Source organism: Vreelandella sulfidaeris Esulfide1 (assembly GCF_054072535.1).
Genome location: NZ_CM133364.1, coordinates 1,862,361 through 1,876,022, shown reverse-complemented (window position 1 = coordinate 1,876,022; position 13,662 = coordinate 1,862,361). Strand labels below are relative to the sequence as shown.

The 13,662-nt window shown below is 52.6% G+C and carries 22 protein-coding genes; 21 read left to right on the top strand and 1 reads right to left on the bottom strand.

Going from position 1 to position 13,662, the window contains the following annotated elements; genetic code table 11:
* Position 1 precedes the first annotated feature (1 nt).
* The 3 genes from ACW44H_RS08660 to ACW44H_RS08650 all read left to right on the top strand — a co-directional run bounded on the left by ACW44H_RS08660 (position 2) and on the right by ACW44H_RS08650 (position 2,445).
* Positions 2-1,306 carry a radical SAM protein gene (locus ACW44H_RS08660; RefSeq protein WP_457508490.1) on the top strand — a complete coding sequence of 435 codons (1,305 nt, stop codon included), beginning with the start codon at positions 2-4 and terminating at the stop codon, positions 1,304-1,306.
* A gap of 97 nt (positions 1,307-1,403) precedes the next feature.
* Positions 1,404-1,571 (top strand): hypothetical protein, encoded by a 168-nt coding sequence (locus ACW44H_RS08655; protein ID WP_457508488.1) that lies wholly within the window; start codon positions 1,404-1,406, stop codon positions 1,569-1,571.
* 40 nt (positions 1,572-1,611) lie between these two features.
* A complete protein-coding gene (locus tag ACW44H_RS08650) occupies positions 1,612-2,445 on the top strand; it encodes a PhoH family protein (RefSeq protein ID WP_457508486.1) in 834 nt (277 codons plus the stop codon).
* A 156-nt stretch (positions 2,446-2,601) separates the two neighbouring features.
* On the opposite strand, the gene ACW44H_RS08645 is transcribed toward ACW44H_RS08650, so the two are convergent.
* Positions 2,602-3,261 (bottom strand): hypothetical protein, encoded by a 660-nt coding sequence (locus ACW44H_RS08645; protein WP_457508484.1) that lies wholly within the window; start codon positions 3,259-3,261, stop codon positions 2,602-2,604.
* Between the two features lie 215 nt (positions 3,262-3,476).
* Here ACW44H_RS08645 and ACW44H_RS08640 point away from each other — a divergent pair, with 215 nt between their 5' ends.
* From ACW44H_RS08640 to ACW44H_RS08555, 18 genes are all read left to right on the top strand, one after another.
* A complete protein-coding gene (locus tag ACW44H_RS08640) occupies positions 3,477-4,295 on the top strand; it encodes a hypothetical protein (RefSeq protein ID WP_457508482.1) in 819 nt (272 codons plus the stop codon).
* Positions 4,296-4,360: 65 nt separating this feature from the next.
* Positions 4,361-4,684: an RNA chaperone Hfq gene (locus tag ACW44H_RS08635; protein WP_457508481.1), complete on the top strand. Its 324-nt coding sequence runs from the start codon at positions 4,361-4,363 to the stop codon at positions 4,682-4,684.
* A gap of 6 nt (positions 4,685-4,690) precedes the next feature.
* Complete coding sequence (locus ACW44H_RS08630) at positions 4,691-6,079, top strand: DnaB-like helicase C-terminal domain-containing protein (RefSeq protein WP_457508479.1); 1,389 nt, start codon at positions 4,691-4,693, stop codon at positions 6,077-6,079.
* A 16-nt stretch (positions 6,080-6,095) separates the two neighbouring features.
* A complete protein-coding gene (locus ACW44H_RS08625) occupies positions 6,096-6,305 on the top strand; it encodes a hypothetical protein (RefSeq protein ID WP_457508477.1) in 210 nt (69 codons plus the stop codon).
* Between the two features lie 153 nt (positions 6,306-6,458).
* Positions 6,459-6,749, top strand: coding sequence for a hypothetical protein (locus tag ACW44H_RS08620; RefSeq protein ID WP_457508475.1), 291 nt, complete (start codon positions 6,459-6,461; stop codon positions 6,747-6,749).
* 29 nt (positions 6,750-6,778) lie between these two features.
* Positions 6,779-7,375 (top strand): class I SAM-dependent methyltransferase, encoded by a 597-nt coding sequence (locus ACW44H_RS08615; protein ID WP_457508473.1) that lies wholly within the window; start codon positions 6,779-6,781, stop codon positions 7,373-7,375.
* A 318-nt stretch (positions 7,376-7,693) separates the two neighbouring features.
* Positions 7,694-8,773: a toprim domain-containing protein gene (locus tag ACW44H_RS08610; protein ID WP_457508471.1), complete on the top strand. Its 1,080-nt coding sequence runs from the start codon at positions 7,694-7,696 to the stop codon at positions 8,771-8,773.
* A gap of 68 nt (positions 8,774-8,841) precedes the next feature.
* On the top strand, positions 8,842-9,639 hold the full coding sequence (locus tag ACW44H_RS08605) for a hypothetical protein (protein ID WP_457508469.1): 798 nt from the start codon (positions 8,842-8,844) through the stop codon (positions 9,637-9,639).
* 2 nt (positions 9,640-9,641) lie between these two features.
* Complete coding sequence (locus ACW44H_RS08600; protein WP_457508467.1) at positions 9,642-10,139, top strand: hypothetical protein; 498 nt, start codon at positions 9,642-9,644, stop codon at positions 10,137-10,139.
* 85 nt (positions 10,140-10,224) lie between these two features.
* The gene (locus ACW44H_RS08595) at positions 10,225-10,350 is read left to right on the top strand and encodes a hypothetical protein (protein WP_457508465.1); all 126 of its coding nucleotides are present in this window, start codon (positions 10,225-10,227) and stop codon (positions 10,348-10,350) included.
* Between the two features lie 3 nt (positions 10,351-10,353).
* Entirely contained in the window at positions 10,354-10,620 is a 267-nt protein-coding gene (locus tag ACW44H_RS08590) for a hypothetical protein (protein ID WP_457508463.1), read from the top strand.
* The gene (locus ACW44H_RS08585) at positions 10,617-10,784 is read left to right on the top strand and encodes a hypothetical protein (RefSeq protein WP_457508461.1); all 168 of its coding nucleotides are present in this window, start codon (positions 10,617-10,619) and stop codon (positions 10,782-10,784) included. Before ACW44H_RS08590 ends, ACW44H_RS08585 begins: the two co-directional genes overlap by 4 nt.
* 81 nt (positions 10,785-10,865) lie before the next feature.
* On the top strand, positions 10,866-11,540 hold the full coding sequence (locus ACW44H_RS08580; protein ID WP_457508460.1) for an Nmad5 family putative nucleotide modification protein: 675 nt from the start codon (positions 10,866-10,868) through the stop codon (positions 11,538-11,540).
* A 47-nt stretch (positions 11,541-11,587) separates the two neighbouring features.
* Positions 11,588-11,779, top strand: coding sequence for a hypothetical protein (locus tag ACW44H_RS08575; protein ID WP_457508458.1), 192 nt, complete (start codon positions 11,588-11,590; stop codon positions 11,777-11,779).
* Positions 11,776-12,609, top strand: a complete 834-nt coding sequence (locus ACW44H_RS08570; protein ID WP_457508457.1) for a TAXI family TRAP transporter solute-binding subunit — start codon at positions 11,776-11,778, stop codon at positions 12,607-12,609. Before ACW44H_RS08575 ends, ACW44H_RS08570 begins: the two co-directional genes overlap by 4 nt.
* A 55-nt stretch (positions 12,610-12,664) precedes the next feature.
* Positions 12,665-12,961 carry a hypothetical protein gene (locus tag ACW44H_RS08565; protein ID WP_457508455.1) on the top strand — a complete coding sequence of 99 codons (297 nt, stop codon included), beginning with the start codon at positions 12,665-12,667 and terminating at the stop codon, positions 12,959-12,961.
* 15 nt (positions 12,962-12,976) lie between these two features.
* Positions 12,977-13,210, top strand: coding sequence for a hypothetical protein (locus tag ACW44H_RS08560; RefSeq protein ID WP_457508453.1), 234 nt, complete (start codon positions 12,977-12,979; stop codon positions 13,208-13,210).
* 8 nt (positions 13,211-13,218) lie between these two features.
* A complete protein-coding gene (locus ACW44H_RS08555; RefSeq protein WP_457508451.1) occupies positions 13,219-13,662 on the top strand; it encodes a hypothetical protein in 444 nt (147 codons plus the stop codon).

Here is a 13,662-nt window from a genome sequence, read left to right as displayed (position 1 = left end):
TATGTTCGTCATCGATATGCAGAGAGACAGCGGTGAGGTGTTCTCACTCCACTATGACCACCACACCAATCGGCTGACTGACGCCGACGGCAATAACATGATCAACGGCGTCTACAACAGGGATCACACCCCTGCGACCGTGTTCAGCCCCGAAAATCCGGTCGGCAAGTCAGGCGACTTGGAGACCCTGAAGATTCAGCTTGGCCTAAAGTGCAACTACTCCTGCTCCTACTGCTCTCAGGCGTCTTTCACCGAGAGCGATGTGAAGACCGGAGTGGGTGACGTGCAGCAATTCATCAGCGACCTCGACAAGTGGGTCACGACCGCGCCAAAACGGATCGAGTTCTGGGGTGGTGAACCCCTGCTCTACTGGCGTCGCATTGAGGCGCTAATCCCTCTGCTGGTCAACAAATGGCCTGCGGCCGAACTCTCGATCGTCACTAACGGCTCGCTGCTGACCGAGGATAAAGTTGACGTCATCATAAGCAACGGCATCAACATCGCCATCTCTCACGACGGCCCGGCACAGTCCATGCGTGGCGAAGACCCCTTCGACAAGCCGGGCGTTCTTGATCAGATAAGACGGCTACTGATCGAACGGATTGAAAACGGCTCCAAGGCTCACATCTGCATCAGCTCGGTGATCACCCCCAGAAACACCGATATTGATGAACTGGTGAAGTGGTTCCAGTCCCGCGTGCATCCAGCGGTCTTCGTCAACATCGAAGGCGTGGTCAGTCACTACGAATTCGACGGTTCGGGTGAGATCAGACACTTCACCGCCGAGGACTACCAGCGACTTGAGCACTCGATCAAAAAGAATCTAACCTCCACCCGTCACCGCTCGTTCAGTCTGTCGGCGCGGGTGTATGAGTTTATGAGAACGCTGGCTGCCCGCAAGCCAAGCGTGGCACTCGGCCAGAAGTGCGGCATGGACCGTCCTGGGGACATCGCGGTTGACCTGAAAGGCAACGTCGTGACCTGCCAGAACACCGGCCCGAAGTCGGGGCACGGCATCGGCACCATCCATGACATCGCCAACGTGAAGCTAAACACCAGTTGGCACTGGAGCCAGCGCGAGCATTGCAGTCAGTGTCCCTACCTCCAGATTTGTAAGGGCGCCTGTATGTATCTGGAAGGCGATAACTGGGTCGAAACCTGCCACAACCACTATCACTTCTCGAAGGCCATCTTCGAGGGCGCACTTGAGTCGATCACCGGAGCCAAAGTCGTCGGCTTCCACGGTGACCATCCGCGTCCCAAACGGAAGGAAACCAGCATCATCCCTGCGTTCAACATCGGGTAACGAAGCGTAGCAGCAATAATGTCATGTGCTTATATGGTCTATTTAATTACCGCCTGATATAGTAAGTAATCGCTTACTTACTAGCGGAGAGAGATCGATGAACATCATCCCTGTTCTTTTGGTTGGCATGCTGAAGACCCTTCTGACCCAGAAGCTAGTGACCGTCGTCACGATTGCTCTGGTGGAAGAAATCTCAACCCACACGACCAATAAGGTCGATGACAAACTTGTCGCTGCTATGAAAGAAGCGGCTGGCGTTAAGTGATCTAGGGCGGCCTCGGCCGCCTTTTTCATAGGACTTTCAAATGTCTCGATCAAACCGCAAGCAACAGAAGAACCACCAGCGCCAAGCTGACCGTCGCGACAAGCACAATTGCCGCAATAGTCAGCCGACTGAGCAATACGCCAGCCATCACCGCACCCAAGCCGGAGCTGTAGTTACCGAAGACGTCGCCCGCTATCTGGCTCAAGCGCAGACCCGTCGTGTGCGCGAGCCCATTGAAGCCCGCACCGAAGCACAAGGTCACTACGCTTGCTCCATCAGCGGCAATGACATCACGTTCGGTATTGGCCCAGCCGGAACCGGAAAGACGTTTGTGTCCACGGCAATGGCTTGTGACGCTCTTCTCGCTAAAGAGGTCGATAAGATCGTCATCACTCGCCCGGTGGTAGAGGCCGACGAAAACATGGGCTTCCTGCCCGGTGACGTTGGAGAGAAATTTGCGCCCTTCTTCGTGCCGGTTCGTGAGGTGCTTGAAGAGCGTCTGGGTAAGTCGTTCGTTCAATACCTGATTGGCACCGGAAAGATCGAGATTGCGCCTTTCGCTTACATGCGGGGCCGCACCTTCAAGAACGCTTTCGTGATTCTGGACGAAGCGCAGAACACCACCACCAAGCAGATGAAGCTGTTCCTCACCCGCTTAGGTGAAAACGTGCGAGTCGTGATTAACGGCGACAGCACGCAGCAGGACATTCGCGCCGCTCGTAACGGTCTCGATGATGCTTATCAACGGTTCAGCCGCTCCCCAGGCTTTGGGGCAGTCGTCTTTGAGGCAAGCGACTCGGTTCGCTCTGACCTAACACGACGCATTGTGGAGAACTACGAGACGTATCCCGAGCTGTTAAGCGTCGCAGTGTAAAAGCGCTATCTAAATAGCGCTAGATCGAGCAGATAAGCGTCCCTGAGCGCGTTCGTATCCGACATAGTGCGATGACTTAGGGGTATACGGAACGGAGCTTATACGCGATTTCTCAAACGATCACCCAACAGACCCCGGCAAAGCGTCCGGGGTCTTCTATTTGGGCGCCGACTCTTCGTTTATCGCAATAAGCCGCTTGAGGTAATTAATGCTTTTCATGTAATCGGGGATGTTCCCGGTCTCCAGATGATCGCGACCATCCGAAGCAGCCCAGCCTTCGAAGACACTCACAAGCTCAGTCGGATTCAAATCGCTTTTGTCGAAGGGCGGCGCTGAATTTGCATTACTACTCAGTTTCATATAGATCGATGCAATCAAGGCGTTGGTATGCAGGTATATATCTGGCGACAGGTCAGCAAAAAGCCCCTCCTGGCGAATTACCTCAACAGCATCCAGAAACCCCTCGGCACGATCATCCAAATACAAACGACCGAGTCCACCACTAAATCGCATCTTTAAACCAAGGATGGTGCGGTAAAGATTGATTCGCCCGCGCTCAAGATTTTTGATCGCATCCTCCGCACTGTTGGTTAAGTCTCTCAGCTTCACCCGACTGCCAAGTAGACTCAACTCGGATAGCCGATTCCACAGAAGGATGACGGTGCAAACGATCAGTGTAAGACCCACGAAACTGACAAAAGCGCCGTCTCCGAGTAGCCCTAAGCCAAAAGCACGGATGCCGAACGTGATCATGAAAGACGTAACCGCTGCCGCCGCTCCGATCCGCGCAATTTCTGCTAAATGTTCCTTAAACATAATTACTCTATTCTTCGGATAAGGGGTTTATATACAGGGAATAAGGCATTCAATACAACAACTTTGCCTCAGCTCTACTAATCCTCGGATGAGGGTCAGCCTCGCCTTCGGCTCGACGTCAAAAAACAAGATTTTCAGCTTCCGCTACCTAACGATTGAATGCTAGTGTAAGATCATTCCAGTAAGTAACAACTTACTTTCATAAGGTGAGAATCATGGCAGCCACAAAACCTCGTAGAGATCATGCCGTTCATGACATGAATAGCCGTCCGGTAAAGCATATTCCGCTTGCTGAGCTGCCTGAGAATCTACGTGACAGGTATCGGGGACGCAAAGGCGTTGAACTCTACGAAGACCTCTCCACTTCGGATATGGATGAGGTTGTCATGAGTGAAATTAAGCGTGACCTGCTGTTGCGGGAAGCGGACTTAATGGCATCCAAGTGGTTCGACTATCGCATCCTGCACCCCTGGCAGGCGACAGCCCTGTTTCTAGAAGCCTACCGCTCGGAACACGCCTGGGTGATGCGAAAACGTGAAGATGTGAACTCTCACTGGTTCCACAAGGGAATTAAGGCCACCTCATTGTGTCGCTCTACTCCTACACAAATGACGTCGCTCTGGAAAGCGCGACAGGCCGCAGACAGCATCGGTGTCACTTACGACTACTACTGCCGCACGATCATGGACTGGGCAGAAGCACGTAACTGGACGCAGCTACCCCGCGTTAGCCAGCTCTATCACGAAGACCACATTCAGGTTGCCCTGACTGCCTGGAACGACAGCCTCCGCACTCGGATTCGCACTGCTTACGAGCCTTGTTACCACCGGGACGCGGGAGACGAATGGCATCAGGTCGAATACCGCAATTATCTACTCGATCAGGTTGAGACGAAGGCTCACAAAGAGTTCGCCCTGGCCACGCTCATTCACCGTTACGAACACCTCTCTGAAGAACTGGCTGCACAGCGCTTCGGCAAGGCAGTCGTGGAGAAGGCTCTCCGCGTCGCAAAAGAACTGTATGGGGCTGATTAACCCCTGTCAGTCGTTACTTATTATTGAGTTGCAGCACTCAACACACTGAAATCAAGGAAGCACCAATGAAAAGCACCGCCAGTCGCCCAATCCTTTCCACTAGCGTCGCTCGCCGTGTGGACGCTCACAGCCAGAGCAAGCCTAGCTTCAAAGATGCGAAGAAGGCCAAGCCGCCCGCTCGTCGCCAGCTTGAGCAACACGAATCCGCCCTTGTGGGGATGATCCGCAATCAGACCCCGATTGCCATCGTATTGCTAGATGGCACCGTGCTGAGCGCAGTCAAACCGATCGGCTTCGATCGATACTCCGTCGCCATCGAGCACTGCGGGGATCGCGAGATTATCTTCAAGTCAGCCATCGCTCGAATCGTGATGCCGGTTGAGGGTTAAACCGTAATGAGCAGCGCTGCTTCCGTAATCGCTTCCATTGGAACCGCCGGCACGTCCGGCAGTTCTACCTCACCCTTTTCGCCTGAATTCGAGGTAAAAGTGGTGAGTCACACGCTGCGAGACACCTCGTTTCTTCAGCAGTGTGAGGATTTGGTCGACAAGGACTTCTTCACCGATGCGGCCTCCCGCTTCCTTGTTGCCGTTGCCAAAAATCACTTCAAAAAGTATGAAAGCGCACCCAGCACACGGACGTTGGCGTCATATATTCAAGGGGCTATCAAGACTGGCCGCCTGAAGAAAGAACTGATCCCCGACATCAAGCGCGTCATGAAAGAAGTCTATGACGAGCCGCTGGGGGATTTGAAATACCTCGTCGAGCAGGTCACGACGTTTGCACGCCATCGGGCTCTGCAAGCGGCGTTGTTCAAGGTCGTCGAGGATATGGAGCGTGCAGAGAAAGCAGGTGTCGATTTAGACTATGGTCAAGTCGAACAAGTGTTTCAAAAAGCCATAATGGTAGGTGCTAACGACGCCAATCAAGGTTACGATTATTTCGAGCGCTTGGCTTCTCGGACGGAAGTTCGTGAAGATCGTAAGAGTGGCAAGATAAGCGCCTCTGATGTGAGCATTACCACCGGCTACCCTGGGATCGATTCGCTTTTATATCACGGTGGATGGGCCAGGAAAGAAATGGTGCTGCTCATGGGTGGCCCGAAAGCGGGCAAATCCACCGGCTTAGCTCAGTTTGGCACGAACGCCTGTGTGGCGGGATACGATGTGCTTTACGTATCGCTGGAAGTCAGTGATTTGGTATTGGCGGATCGTATCGATGCCTCGCTCTCCAGCGTGGCAATGGCTGAGTTGACCGATAAGTCTGATGAAGTCAGGGATGAGATTGAGAAATTAGCTGGCAAGGCTGGCAAGTTTATCCTTCATCAGTTCCCTACTGGCTCTTTCACACCTAAGCAGCTCGCTCGCCTTATTGAGCATTACAAGGCGCGCGGGATCGTTTTTGATATGGTTATTGTGGACTACGGTGACATAATGGCGCCCGATTTCCGCACTCAAGACCCCATCGAAAACAGCAAGAGTATCTATGTCGGTCTGCGGGCGATTGCCATGCAGTATGACGTAGCTTTGCTCACCGCCACCCAGACCAATCGCGAGGGTGCTCGTTCTTCAGTGGCCACGATGACCGACGTCGCTGAGGACTTTAACAAAATACGTATTGCCGACTTAGTTATCTCGATCAACAAGACCGAGGAAGAGAAGGCTAATCAAGAAGCGAGGTTGTATTTTGCCGCGTCTCGTAACCAGCGCAGCGACATTACCATTCGCATCAAGCAAGACTTAGAGCGCATGCAGTTCTTAACCAAGATACTTGACGTAACGTAAAAGTCAGGGAGACCTTATGACTGAGGATAAATTAACCCGTCAACGCGAGCAGGCGAGGCTCCGAAGGGCAAGGTATCGCGAGGGCAAGGTCAATGTTGCTTTTGCTACCAGTGTTGAAAATCGCGACGCTTTATTGGAAATCGCCGAAGATTACGGCTACCCCAGTATTAAGGAGTTACTAGAAGCGCTGGCAAAAGGTTATATAGAACTCAAAGATAAGCTGTAAATCTTGGGGGCATTTGCCCCCTATTTTTTTCATAGCATAGTGACTCATCGCTTACTTACTAATAGGATAGTCATGGCAAAAGATCACCCTTTTAGGCTAAAGAAACCGTGTGCAAACTGCCCGTTCCGCAACGACGACCAGGCTATCGATCTGATGCCGGGACGTATCGAGCAGATCGCCAACGATCTGATACAGGACGACGGTAAAGCCTTCTACTGCCACAAGACGTTAAGCGGCAGTAGAGACCACGATGAAGATGGGGAGGAAGGTGAACATTATCAGCCAGGGTCGAAAGATTCTGTCTGTGCCGGTTCTCTGATCTTCCAGCTCAAAGTGGGCCGCGTGCCTATCATTGCTCGACTCGCTTTCTCGGCAGGCTTGATTGATTACAAAGGACTCCAAGCCCAGTTCAGCGACGTCATCGACCCCGACGACGTCCTGTAAGCCAACGTAGTTTGTGATCAGAGCGAATCATGACGAACGATCTTGCCGCTATTGAGCGTGAGAAGTATGAAAGGGTGTGGGGGTTTGATGTTTACCGCGACTACTCGCCTGCCGAGAAGTTCGTAAAACGAAACCCCTCGTTTGTCCGAGGCTTATTCACTGGCACCACCGTCGCAGAGTATGGCTCGGGAACGGGTCGAGGATCGCTTCTGCTGCACGATATGGGCTATGTGGTGACGATGGTTGATCACTGCGATAACGCGCTTGATGAGGCTGTTAGAGGACGTCTGAGCGAGCAGCTTACGTTCTCCCATCAGAATCTTTGGCTAATGGAAGGGATCGAGACAGACCACTTCATTTGCATCGATGTGATGGAGCATATACCGCCTGAAAAAGTTGAAGCTGTCTTGGCTGCCATTGCTAGCCAAACACGCGATAACGGCGTGTTCGAAATCTGCGTGGTGCCCGATAACCTGGGCAGAGTCACGATTGGTCAACCGCTACACCTATCGGTGCTGTCGCCAGACGTGTGGATCGCGCTGGTTGAGGCTCACTTTGTCGTCGAGAAATACAGTCAGCCTAGCCCTACCAGTCTAACCATTGTTGTCAAAAAACGTCTGCATTGAGCAGATGAACCCCAATGATCGTTAGCGAATAATTAGCAAATAGAACAAACACTCAATGGCGGACAAAGGTCGTGGCGAACCCCAAGATAAAGCGTGAGGCGGGAAAATACTGGGTTAAGGATCAAGGACGATGGATTACATCGAAATGGGACGGTCACTGTTGGGAGGATGACGACCACTTCGGCTTCAACGACAGCGACTATGAAGAAATTGGTGAACAACTGATAAACCCGGACGGAAAGCCAGGTTAATTAGCGATACTCCCAACGATTCTTCGTGCATCCTTGCATCCAGTTATATCAGTAACGAGTTACTATCATGGCAAATTTGAAGCAGATGCTCGAAGACCTTGATCTTCGAGACTACCTGGACACCCAGGGCATCACCTACAAAACGTCGCGCTCACGGAAAGGCACCCAACTCATCCTTAAAGAGTGCCCTGTTTGTGGTAGCGATAGCTGGAAGGTTTATCTTAACGAACAATCAGGGCTTGGGAACTGCTTTGCAGGTGACCATCCGCCTGGAGAGAACTTCAACAAGTGGTCGTTTGTAAAAGCGACCATTGACGCCCCCAGCGGTAAGCAGGTCATCGATCACCTTGAGGGCTACTTCGATGCAATGGGGTATGTCGTTGAGCGCGAACATCGGGAGACCACGTTTAAAGCGCTTAGCGGCCTGCCCGACCCCATCATCACCCTGCCCGCTGAAGGCGGCTCCATTCCCACGTATCTATGGGAGCGTGGAGTCACAGCGAAAACCTGCGCCAAGTTCAAGCTCCACTTCTCGGATACCGGCGTGTTCCGTTACGAGCTGAACGGCTACGAGAGTCAGCAGGACTTTTATCAGCGCGTGATCATTCCGGTCTTTGACATAACCGGCGACCTGAAGACGTTTCAGGGCCGTGACATAACCGGCACTCAGGAGGACAAATATCGCTTCGCGTTGGGCATGCCAGCGTCCGGGGCTTATCTCTACAACGGTCATAACGCACTGGGCAAGCAGCACGTTATCGTCGGTGAAGGCGCATTCGACGTCTGGTCACTCAGCCAATATCTGTGGGATCAGGGTATGGATGATGTCGAGGCAGTCGGCACCTTCGGCAAGCACTTGTCGCAAACAAGTGACGATGGCGAGGATCAGCTATCCGCTTTTCTGATGCTCAAAGAAGCGGGCCTCAAAACCGTTACCTTCATGTGGGACTCCGAACCGGCAGCGATCCGCGACGCTCTCAAAGCCTGCGATCTGCTGACTCAGCACGGTTTCAGTTGTCGTATGGCTCTTCTGCCAACCGGACTCGACCCCAATGAAGCCACGCCAGCCGAAGTCGGACGGGCAATTTCACAGGCGCAGCCTTACTCAAAGGCATTGCAGATGAAAATGCGCTTGCAAATGCTATGACACCAGTGTTCTTATAGTTAGAATATAGTAAGTAATTCGTTACTTCCCAAATACACACGAGGAACAACATGGAAGCTGCACAGATAAAACCTGAATACACCAACGAGGATAGCTACGTCGTGCCGTTCGTGACTGCACGCCTGCTAGGTGAATTTCCAGATTCAACGGGCAAGTCGCCCATCATGGATGGCATCTTTCTTGGCGCACTTGCCATTCATAACGAGCTGGGTTCTAACAAGTCCGCCCTACTGCCGCTTTATCAGGATCAGGACAGTTCGAACACGCTGAAAGCCGTCTATCACGCAAACATACCGACCTTCTTGCCAGAATGGTTCCGTATTTTCAGTGCCAACTTCAGTCGACCCGAGTCGCCGAAGAAAGTGCGTGAATATACCGAAGAGATTGCCACGTCTTTTGGTGATCGACTGGCCATCAATCGCAGCTTGCAGGTCAATATTTTGGTGCCGCGAGACGCAACCAATTTCATTTCGTTGCCGCTGAGCGACAAGTTGAAGCAGATGCGCTACGAAATACTCATTGGCAATCCACAAGATGACGTTGCTGAGACCCGCCAAGTGGTCGATGCCAAAGGCTTTTACCAAAACGGCCACGTTATCGAGGCAATGCTTAAAAACTCGCTGATGACCGTGTGGAATTCTGACGATCTGGATATTCCCACTGGCTACCACCGGGATATGCGCTGGCTGTCGGCTCAGTATCTCTCCAAGAACACCCGCGGAAATCTGTTCCCGCAGCTAGTGCCCACCATCCAAGACTTGGTGATGCGTCATGAGAGCGCTCTGATGGCTGAAACCAATAACACTTGGGGCGCTCTGGCAGGGCTCACCGCTGTCATTCGGAGATAGTCATGACGCGAGCCAAGATTCCGCTCTCGATGACCGGAGATAACCTTTACGGCTTCTCTTGCGAATGCACTAACCGTCACCCGACTTATGCGGTATGCCAGCGCACTGTCTACGCCTATAAGGAAGACAGACTAAGAGGTTTCGATGATTGCCGAGCGGCCATTGATGCTCGCACCTGCCCTGCCATCAAGATGATGCTCGCAGAGAAAAAGGCCGGCAAGGCGCTGTTCTTTGAATCGTATACGGCACTGGTCGAGGCCCGTGAGAAACGGGATCAAGATCGTATAGAGAGCGAGCGGCTAAGTCGTCGTCGTCGCACTGCGATCATCGCCACCAGCCGCACCGCGATGAACGAGGAACAGATAGCCAACGCAACGCAAGCGGCGGCTAGCAAGACGTCGATTGAGAAGCCCAAAAGGGTCGAGTCTGAGACGTTTGAACCCACCGGCAATATGTTCGCCGATGTGATCAACGAAATGATGAAGGACGGGGCGGCATAGCGCTTTAATGCCAGTCATTGAGACGCTTTCAACCCTCAACGACTCAAGCGATACTTACTTTAGACACTAACTGGAGTAGGCAGCGATGATTGAGTTAATGGTGGGATTTGATCGCTTGATGAAAGGTATTTTTTGGACAGCCGTTAAGTTGCTGCTGATGGCCCCGGTCATCGTGATCGGCTACGTAGCATTCCATTTGTTATATGGGTGAGAAATGAACGACATAACCTGGAAGAGTATCTGGCGCAGCGTGAGGTTGATCCTCCTTCGCCGTAAAGCCAAGCGCTTGGTTTCAGCGGTATATGCGGAGTTCGACTCCTGCGGTGGTGATGGCGGCAATCGCATGAAGTTAGTGATGCGTCCGCATATCGCGAAGATGGCCAAAGACGCCGACAAAGTGTTGGATGAGCTGTCTCGGTTAGACCCGGAACGCGCACCGAAAGACCGCGTGTATCCACGTATCCAGGCGATCATGCAATGACCGACTTCGAACGTAAAATCGACAGCATGATGCGTGGTCGCAAGGAGCAGGCGCGAATGGCTTTTTGGATTATCGGGGCCATTTTAGCGGTGGTAACCCTCGTCGGGTTTTTCATCGCTGGCTTAGCAATTATCGCGCTTCTTCAACTTATTGGAATGCTGTAACACCAGTGCTTAACGCGCTATTTTTGTAACTGTAGTAGTAAGTAACAACTGACTTAATACCCAAACGCAAGGAACGAAATCATGAGCACACGCCTAAACAAAGCCGCTAAGGGCGCAATTCTGTCATCGGTAATCAAAAAGACCCTATGGCCGCGTCGTAAGGAATTACTTGAAGAGTCAGCGCGATTGGCAGAGGCAGCCCGCCTGGAGTCACTGAATGGTCGTGAAGCGGAAGCCCGAGCGGCGATCGATTCCGTCAAAGCAGCCAGTAAGGTGTTGAGCAGCATTCTCGGCCCCAATGCAACAGCAAAGACAAACTACTGCACCGATACCAGCGCTAATCTGAATTGCAACGGCATGGCTATCTGCCTCAGCTTCACCACCTCTCACAGCTTTTCCTGCATGGATTACGACAACTTGTTTCTCCATGTGAAGACCGAGACCGAGTATCGCATTGTTCGCTACAACCATCGCAGCGACCAAATCATCGTGAAGAACCCGGTGTTGGCTGAAGCCATCCTGAACAACCACACCGCATTGGAAGAGCTTACCAAAGAAGCCGAGGAAATCGGCGGGACTATCCGCGGCATCCTCAACAACTGCACCTCGATCAAGAAGCTGCGCGAATTGTGGCCGGAATGTGACGCCTATCTGCCAGAAGGCATCGAGAACGCCAATATTCAGGCATCGATCAACCTGCCGGTCTCTATCGACACGTTGAACGCAAAACTCACCAAGTATTCCGCAGCAGCATAACCAAACGATGCCGCGTGCTTCCGAGTGCGCGGTAGTTGGAGCCACCCATGAAACGAAGTTTGAAGAAGGTTGGGCTTTTCTCACTGCTCGCACTCTTTGCGCTGGTCTTTTTCAGCGTGATGTTTGCGGCAGTCATTAAGAAGACCGTTATGGCGTTGATAGCAATCGGTTTGCTGATCGTCATAGCTCACTACCTGGTCAAGTTGGCCAAAAACCTGGATGAAAGGAAAGTATCGTGAAAAAAACCGTTATCGCTCTCACAGTCTCACTCGCTCTGGCTGCTTCTTTAAGCGCTCACGCTGAGCCATTAGTGATCAGTTCCGGTGTGGCCGGTGGCACCTACCACAACGTGTTCGGGGCAAACCTCAGCAAAATTCTTCATGAGCAGCGCGTCGAGAACAATCTGGTCGCTTCACGCGGGTCGGTCGAGAACCTGGATCGTCTGGGCGCCGGAGAAGTAGACGTGGGTTTTACTCAAGCCGACGCCCTCGCCGCTTGGTTGAATCACAACCCCGGTGCGGCCGTAGAGACTATCGGTGCGCTGGGCCAGGAGTGCGTTTACATCGCAACAGCGGTCGATGGCCCGATTGACGATGAAGATGACCTGGGTAAAGAAGGCGTGAAGATCGCGGTGGGTGAGCAAGGCACCGGATCGGCGGAAACGTGGGATTACCTACGCACGCTGGAAAGCGACTACATGAAAGCCAGCACTTTCTACCAGGGCGGCATTCGCACGCTTGCCCAAGTAAAAACTGGCCAAATGGACGCCTTTTTGTGGGTAACGTCACCGCTCAACCTAAACCACAAGTTCCTAGAGGCGGTTAATGCCAAAGACAGCGGTTTGCGCATTATCAACGTCAACGATTGGAGCCTTAACGACAAGCTGCCCAACGGCGATTCGGTCTACACCTTCCAAGACGTGGTGATCGAGGACAAGTTTATCGACACCACCGTGGAAGTGCCCTGCACCGACGTCCTGGTTCAAGCTCGCAGTGATGCAGATGCAGCCAGTCTGGAAGCGGTGGCCACCGCCGTCATGATGAACAGCAACCGCATCGCCGGTCGCTAATCCCAGATACGAGAGCCGTCTACGGGCGGCTCTCTTCTCCCCAGAGGTAAAGACAATGACTTCAGTTGGTCAGCGGGTAGGCGCATTGATAAGCGCGAATGGCGGTGTCGTGAAGTTCTTAGGATTCGGCACCCGGATCGAAGACAAAGTCCCACCCGCCAACGCAGGCGGTTTCGGGCAAATGCTGAATGAAATGGGTCACACGAACATCTGCCTGAAGATGGACGATGGCACTGAGGTCTTCGGCTGCGAGTGCTGGTGGGGGCCGGAAGAGAGTATCAAGACCAAGTTTGAGGGGTGGGAATTCGAGAAGATCAGCATCAACGATCACCGTTCAGGCAAAGACGCTTAGCGAGGGCGAGACGCCATGGACCTTATCGAAAATCATCCGATGTTAGGCACCGAAGTTGAATACGAAACTGTCGTTAAAGCCAAGCACCGTCGGATTGTAGGGAAAGTGACCGGTGTTCTTCGCGGTAGACCCCTGACGAATATCCATACCCGCGAAGTGAACAGCGACACCTATCAGCTCCGCATTAAGCCGAATGACGGTAGTCGAGCAATCTGGACGGACAGCCTAAGCGAGACAGCCAAACCATGACCATGATCATGCTTCAGCCTCGCAGAATGGGTAAGTCCTACCTGGCTAGAAATTCGGACAAGCTGGACTCGATGATGAAAGACCTCGACCTGATCATTCGCATACTCGACACCATGCAAGATCGGCCCTATCTGACCAACCCTGTGAAGATTGCCGACAGAGAAGACGAACTGCGCCGGGAACGGGGTGAATATGCGTTAGAGGTCATTCGCCAATGGGTCACCAACATCGATGCAAATCTATATCCAGAAGCCGCGATTCGCTTGGCCATGATGGTCAGGGTTCCGGTTGATCGCATTGAGTTTGTCGTGGATGAGCTGGCTCATGTGTATGAACGCCGTTATCAAGAGTTGGCCGTGCGAGCTATCGCCAAACAACAGCAGATACAGGCGCATGCCCGTAACGCGCTGAATGCCCAATTTACTAAAAAGACATTCTCGCCAGGAGGATGA

What these genes read in the sequence shown, in the direction of transcription:
- ACW44H_RS08660 (WP_457508490.1), top strand. Translation starts at nt 2, where the DNA reads ATGTTCGTCATCGATATGCAGAGAGACAGCGGTGAGGTGTTCTCACTC.
- ACW44H_RS08655 (WP_457508488.1), top strand. Translation starts at nt 1,404, where the DNA reads ATGAACATCATCCCTGTTCTTTTGGTTGGCATGCTGAAGACCCTTCTG.
- ACW44H_RS08650 (WP_457508486.1), top strand. Translation starts at nt 1,612, where the DNA reads ATGTCTCGATCAAACCGCAAGCAACAGAAGAACCACCAGCGCCAAGCT.
- ACW44H_RS08645 (WP_457508484.1), bottom strand. Translation starts at nt 3,261, where the DNA reads ATGTTTAAGGAACATTTAGCAGAAATTGCGCGGATCGGAGCGGCGGCA.
- ACW44H_RS08640 (WP_457508482.1), top strand. Translation starts at nt 3,477, where the DNA reads ATGGCAGCCACAAAACCTCGTAGAGATCATGCCGTTCATGACATGAAT.
- ACW44H_RS08635 (WP_457508481.1), top strand. Translation starts at nt 4,361, where the DNA reads ATGAAAAGCACCGCCAGTCGCCCAATCCTTTCCACTAGCGTCGCTCGC.
- ACW44H_RS08630 (WP_457508479.1), top strand. Translation starts at nt 4,691, where the DNA reads ATGAGCAGCGCTGCTTCCGTAATCGCTTCCATTGGAACCGCCGGCACG.
- ACW44H_RS08625 (WP_457508477.1), top strand. Translation starts at nt 6,096, where the DNA reads ATGACTGAGGATAAATTAACCCGTCAACGCGAGCAGGCGAGGCTCCGA.
- ACW44H_RS08620 (WP_457508475.1), top strand. Translation starts at nt 6,459, where the DNA reads ATGCCGGGACGTATCGAGCAGATCGCCAACGATCTGATACAGGACGAC.
- ACW44H_RS08615 (WP_457508473.1), top strand. Translation starts at nt 6,779, where the DNA reads ATGACGAACGATCTTGCCGCTATTGAGCGTGAGAAGTATGAAAGGGTG.
- ACW44H_RS08610 (WP_457508471.1), top strand. Translation starts at nt 7,694, where the DNA reads ATGGCAAATTTGAAGCAGATGCTCGAAGACCTTGATCTTCGAGACTAC.
- ACW44H_RS08605 (WP_457508469.1), top strand. Translation starts at nt 8,842, where the DNA reads ATGGAAGCTGCACAGATAAAACCTGAATACACCAACGAGGATAGCTAC.
- ACW44H_RS08600 (WP_457508467.1), top strand. Translation starts at nt 9,642, where the DNA reads ATGACGCGAGCCAAGATTCCGCTCTCGATGACCGGAGATAACCTTTAC.
- ACW44H_RS08595 (WP_457508465.1), top strand. Translation starts at nt 10,225, where the DNA reads ATGATTGAGTTAATGGTGGGATTTGATCGCTTGATGAAAGGTATTTTT.
- ACW44H_RS08590 (WP_457508463.1), top strand. Translation starts at nt 10,354, where the DNA reads ATGAACGACATAACCTGGAAGAGTATCTGGCGCAGCGTGAGGTTGATC.
- ACW44H_RS08585 (WP_457508461.1), top strand. Translation starts at nt 10,617, where the DNA reads ATGACCGACTTCGAACGTAAAATCGACAGCATGATGCGTGGTCGCAAG.
- ACW44H_RS08580 (WP_457508460.1), top strand. Translation starts at nt 10,866, where the DNA reads ATGAGCACACGCCTAAACAAAGCCGCTAAGGGCGCAATTCTGTCATCG.
- ACW44H_RS08575 (WP_457508458.1), top strand. Translation starts at nt 11,588, where the DNA reads ATGAAACGAAGTTTGAAGAAGGTTGGGCTTTTCTCACTGCTCGCACTC.
- ACW44H_RS08565 (WP_457508455.1), top strand. Translation starts at nt 12,665, where the DNA reads ATGACTTCAGTTGGTCAGCGGGTAGGCGCATTGATAAGCGCGAATGGC.
- ACW44H_RS08560 (WP_457508453.1), top strand. Translation starts at nt 12,977, where the DNA reads ATGGACCTTATCGAAAATCATCCGATGTTAGGCACCGAAGTTGAATAC.
- ACW44H_RS08555 (WP_457508451.1), top strand. Translation starts at nt 13,219, where the DNA reads ATGCTTCAGCCTCGCAGAATGGGTAAGTCCTACCTGGCTAGAAATTCG.